Below are 4720 nucleotides of genomic sequence, written 5' to 3'. Positions count from 1 at the left end.
GCAGCCAACAAGTTGCGCAATCTGGCTCAAGCGCAGACCAACTTGAAGAGTTCCGCGGATACCGCCACAGGTGCAATCCACAATCAGGCTGCTGCGATGGAGCGCTTGGCTGAAGGCGTGGAGCGAGTTGGCCAGGGGTACAGGAACAAGGATGGCTTCACCAGCGACGCTCTGGGCAAGGCGCAAACGCAGGGTATTTGGACGCGCACCGCCATCATCGACTACCTCAAGCAGGCGGGTCTCGAAGAGCAGATCGCCACCAAGTTGTCCGAGCAGTTCATAGACGCGAACGGCAACGTGCCCTATGAAGCCAACGACGTGCAAAAGCGGTGGGCGGGCAAGTTTGGCACGCTCTCTGAGGCCCTTGGCAAGATGGCCGAGTACTACCGGTACACAGATGAGGGGCAGGCTGATGCCTCGCAGATGTTGGACTTCGAGAAGCGGCGACGCGGGACCCCCCAGCTTCAAGGCCAAGGTGCGTCTCCGAGCGCTAACAGTGGCGCCAGGCCTGGGATCAACGCCGCAGCCAATGGCGGCAGTAGTGGTGCGCCAGGCGCCACCTACGTCTCCAACATCACCATCGACGGCCAGCCCACCACCGTGCGCTTTGCCGATGCAGAAAGCCAGGGCAAGGGCGAAGACCTGCTCCGCAGGCTGGCTCGGGCCAAGAGCACGGCTGTCCGGTAGACCCCATGAGCATCACCCTGACTTACAGCGGCACCACCGCCACCCTGAGCGATCGCCTGCACTGGGCGGACGAGTTCGACTGGTCCCCGGTCGAGCAGGCCACGGGCTATAGCACCACTGGCGCTCTGCTGGTGGACGTGTCCCTCAAGCAAGCGGGCCAGCCCATCACGCTGGAAGGCACCGACACCAACGCCTGGATCAGCCGCGCCCTGTGCAGCTCCTTGCAGGCCTGGGCCAAGTTGCCCGGCATCCAGCTCGAGCTGGTCCTGCGTGGCGAGACGCACCTGGTCATCTTTGACCACGCCAAGGGCGGCTTCTCGGCCCAGCCGATCTGGAAGCTCCTGGACGGCGAGATCACGCCCGAGCTGTTCTACCGCCCCACCTTCCGTTTTCTGAAAGTCTGATCCATGACCATCCTTGAAGGCGACATCAAGCTGCTCGCGTCCCGTGTGATGGACGACGTGCCCGAGGGCGGCGGCGGCCCCACGGGCAACGTCATCCCCTACGGCGGCAGCAACCACATCTTCCGCGACATCACCGAGGCCGACCGTGCCGGTGGCAACGTGAGCATCATGCAGGTGCATGCCGCAGTGATGACCCCCAATGCCGAGTACTACGGGGGCGCGAACTTCATCCTGTCCATGCCGCCCACCGACCCGAATGTGTCGGTGACCCTAGCCAAGTGCAACCTGTTCGCCCGCCGCACCGAGATCGCGGCGGCCATTGCCAACTACCTGATCAAGGCGTCCGAGTGGTCCGGCTACCTGCTGGAGAACCATGTCCAGGGCCAGCGCAACATCCAGCTTTTCCACCGGCCTGGCACGGCCACGCCGCCCATCGGCCGCACCCTGGTGCTGATCTACAACGAAGGCCTGGCGGGCGAGCGGGTCCAGTACGTGCGGGTGACCAAGGCCACCACCGAAACGCGGGTGTTCACGTACAACAGCAACGGCAGCTATGTGGACTTCCTGGGTTCGGTCACCCAGCTCGACCTCTCGGACAGCCTGCGGTTTGACTTTCCGGGGAGCCCACCCGACCGGGGCTTCGGCCGCGCAGCGGGCAAGACCATGATCCGCGACACCACCGTGGCGGATGCGGCCGAGTACTACGGCGCTGCCCCCACCGTGCTGGCCGGAACCACCGGCGACACGAACGTGAAGGTGGACAGCATCTACACCCAGCTCGTCCCCAACTCGCGCACCGAGACCTCGGCACTCGACCAACGCCCGGCCGCAGCGCGCTCCATCGTCCTGGCCGAGGCTCCGCGCCGGGTGGAGATCGGCGTGGCGGCCCACACTCAGCGCATCAAGATCGGGCAGGAGAACCGGGGCTTCAACTACGTCTTCATGCTCAAGCCGCTGCCCGAGCCCGGCTCGGTCACCATCAGCTGGAGAGCGTTAGGCACTTGGTACGAGCTGCAGGACGATGGCGCAGGCGCCTTTACAGGCAGTGGCGCAGGCCAACTCATCTACGGCACGGGCAGCGGCAGCATCACACTGCCCGTACTGCCCGACGCAGGCAGCGCGATCATCATCCAGTGGGGTGAGCGCGTCGGCTTCACCAACCGCAGCACACAAGGGGCCGCCATCCGCGCACCGGAGTACTGCTGGACGCTGGAGCATGAAGGTGTTGTGCCTGGCTCGGCCGTGTTCACCTGGTACAGCGCCGGAGTGCTGCGGACCGCCACCACGAACGCTGCAGGGGTCATCAGCGGCGACGCATCGGGCCTGATCGACTACCCCAGTGGGACGGTGCTGCTGCGCACCGTGTACCTGCCTGACGCGGGCGGGGAGATCAGCACCGCCTATGACACCGACCAGGTCGTCACAGAAATCCTCGCCCCCGGCGCCCCGGATGCCGGCGGCTTCGTCGCCCTGGCGCTGCAGCAGCAGCCTGCGGCCAACACCCTGCAGATCGAGTGGGCCACGGCCCGCGCTGTCAGCAACACCAGCGGCGGCAGTCTGACCAACACCAACGCCACCAAGACGGTCGACGTCACGTACACCATCCGCACGGTGCCCGAATACCGGGAGCCAGAGTCGACGACCGGCTTGTACGTGAACTGGCCTCGCAGCTCCTAAAGGGATCGCCCTATGACCATCGTATACGTCTCGCGGCCCTTCGCCGTGACCAAGTCCAACACCAACTCCAGCTCACTGACCCAGGAGACCGGGCGCACGGCCGACGACAAGCTCGTGGTGGTGCACACCGTCACTGACGACGGGGCGGGCTCCTTCATCAACAGCCTGGGCACCGTCAACTACGCCGCCAAGGCTGTGAGCCTGCGCATGGTTCGCGCAGACCGCACCACCGAGGCCTACAAGAGCGACTTTGACACCGCCAAAGAGTTTTCTGACACGGTGGGCGACGGCAATGGCACCACTACCACCAACAGCCGTAAAGGCGCGGAATACGCGACGGCGAGCGTGGGTGAGGAGGTGCTCGCGGGCTCCAGCGTGGTGGCCCGCTATCGGGTTGCACCGGCCGTGATCACCCACCGCACCGATTCATTCCAGCCCGAGGCCATCGTCATTGATCTGTGCCCCTATACGTCCGATGCCATCGTGCCTGGCAGCGTGCAGTTCCTCTGGATGGGCCAGACCTATACCGACTTCGAGGGCGTGATCTATCGGGGCCGCACTGCGGGCAATCCCGGCATCGACTCGGGCCGCATCGACTACGCCGCAGGCACTGTGCGCATGACCGACTACTTGGTGGGGCCGAACCCCAACACGATCACGCTGCAGAGCCTGTGGACGCGCCGCAGCGCCTGGAAGACCGCCAGCCTGTTCATGCGCACCCAGGCGGCTCCGATCAAGCCGACCGGCTTCGTGCTGACGCTCACCGACACGGCGGGCAACGCACTGACGGCCACGGGCGATCTGAACGGCAACCTGCAGGGCACCCACATCTGGGGGCACATCGACTACCTCACCGGCGTGGTCGAGCTGCAGTTCGGGGACTTCGTGCTGGATTCCACATTGACCGCCGCGCAGAAGGCCGAGTGGTGGTACGACCCCGCTGAAGTCGGGACGGTGGAGGCGGGCAAGATCTGGCGGCCGTGGCCGGTGGACCCGACCACCCTGCGCTACAACAGCGTGGCGTACTTCTATCTGCCGCTGGATGCGGACATCGTGGGCCTGGACCCTGTGCGCCTGCCGCCCGATGGCCGGGTGCCCAAATACCGCGTGGGCTCCTATGTGGTGATCGGCCACACCGGCGTGGTGCCTGCCGCTGTTTACAGCGCAGGCCAGACCATCAACTGCGCCCGGGAGCGCCTGTCCCGTGTCTACCTGGTCGGCGCTGACGGCCAGCTTATCCGCACGGGCTACAGCCCCGATCTGAACGCGGGCACCATCGCCGTGACCGATGTGACCGGCTGGGTGCAGCCCGTGACGGTGAAGCACCGCATCGAGCAGATGGCGCGCGTAGCCGACGTGCAGATCGACGGCACGCTCAAGCTGACCAAGCAGCTCGCCCACAACTTCCCGGTGGGCTCCATCGTGTCGAGCGCAGTCATGGCGGGCAACCTGCGCGCCCGGGCCTTGCCAGTGTTTGACCAGCAGACCTGGGACGGCGTGAGCTGGGCCGACGTCACGGTGGGCAACCCAGCACCCGCTACCTACAACGATGGCGCCTTCCCCGTGGTGGTGACCAACGCGGGCGCCGTGACCGAGCGCTTTGCCCTGCGCGTGCTCACCGGAGGCACCGACGTCGAGGTGATCGGAGAGCACGTGGGCAACCTGGGCACCTTCAGCCGCAACACGGCCATCGCCCCGATCAACCCCATCAGCGGGGCACCTTATTTCACGCTGGCGGCTGCTGGCTGGGGTGCTGGCTGGGTGCCCGGCAACACGCTGTTCCTGCCCACGGTGGGGGCGTATTTCCCGCTGGTGGCGATCCGCGCCACGCAGCCCTCCGAGGCCATCGGTACCGACTACGCCTTTGAACTGACCGAGCGCGGTGATATCGACCGCACGCCCACCAACCCCGTCATCTAAACCGCCACCATGATCTACACCTTCGACTCCGC

3 protein-coding genes and 1 pseudogene are annotated in these 4720 nt (G+C 65.8%); all 4 read left to right on the top strand.

What is annotated here, in order from left to right:
- Positions 1 to 687: pseudogene (locus DBR23_RS13870) on the top strand (hypothetical protein); the annotation flags it as partial.
- 5 nt (positions 688 to 692) lie between these two features.
- Complete coding sequence (locus DBR23_RS13865) at positions 693 to 1091, top strand: hypothetical protein (protein ID WP_108498644.1); 399 nt, start codon at positions 693 to 695, stop codon at positions 1089 to 1091.
- Between the two features lie 3 nt (positions 1092 to 1094).
- Positions 1095 to 2768 (top strand): hypothetical protein, encoded by a 1674-nt coding sequence (locus DBR23_RS13860; RefSeq protein ID WP_108498643.1) that lies wholly within the window; start codon positions 1095 to 1097, stop codon positions 2766 to 2768.
- Between the two features lie 12 nt (positions 2769 to 2780).
- A complete protein-coding gene (locus tag DBR23_RS13855; RefSeq protein WP_108498642.1) occupies positions 2781 to 4688 on the top strand; it encodes a hypothetical protein in 1908 nt (635 codons plus the stop codon).
- The last annotated feature ends 32 nt before the right edge of the window (positions 4689 to 4720 follow it).

It is taken from the genome of Acidovorax sp. HMWF018 (assembly GCF_003061035.1).
In the GTDB taxonomy this organism is placed as follows: Bacteria; Pseudomonadota; Gammaproteobacteria; order Burkholderiales; family Burkholderiaceae_C; genus Acidovorax; species Acidovorax delafieldii.
Note: the sequence above shows the minus strand (reverse complement) of the source record. Positions and strands in the feature narration are given on the sequence as shown.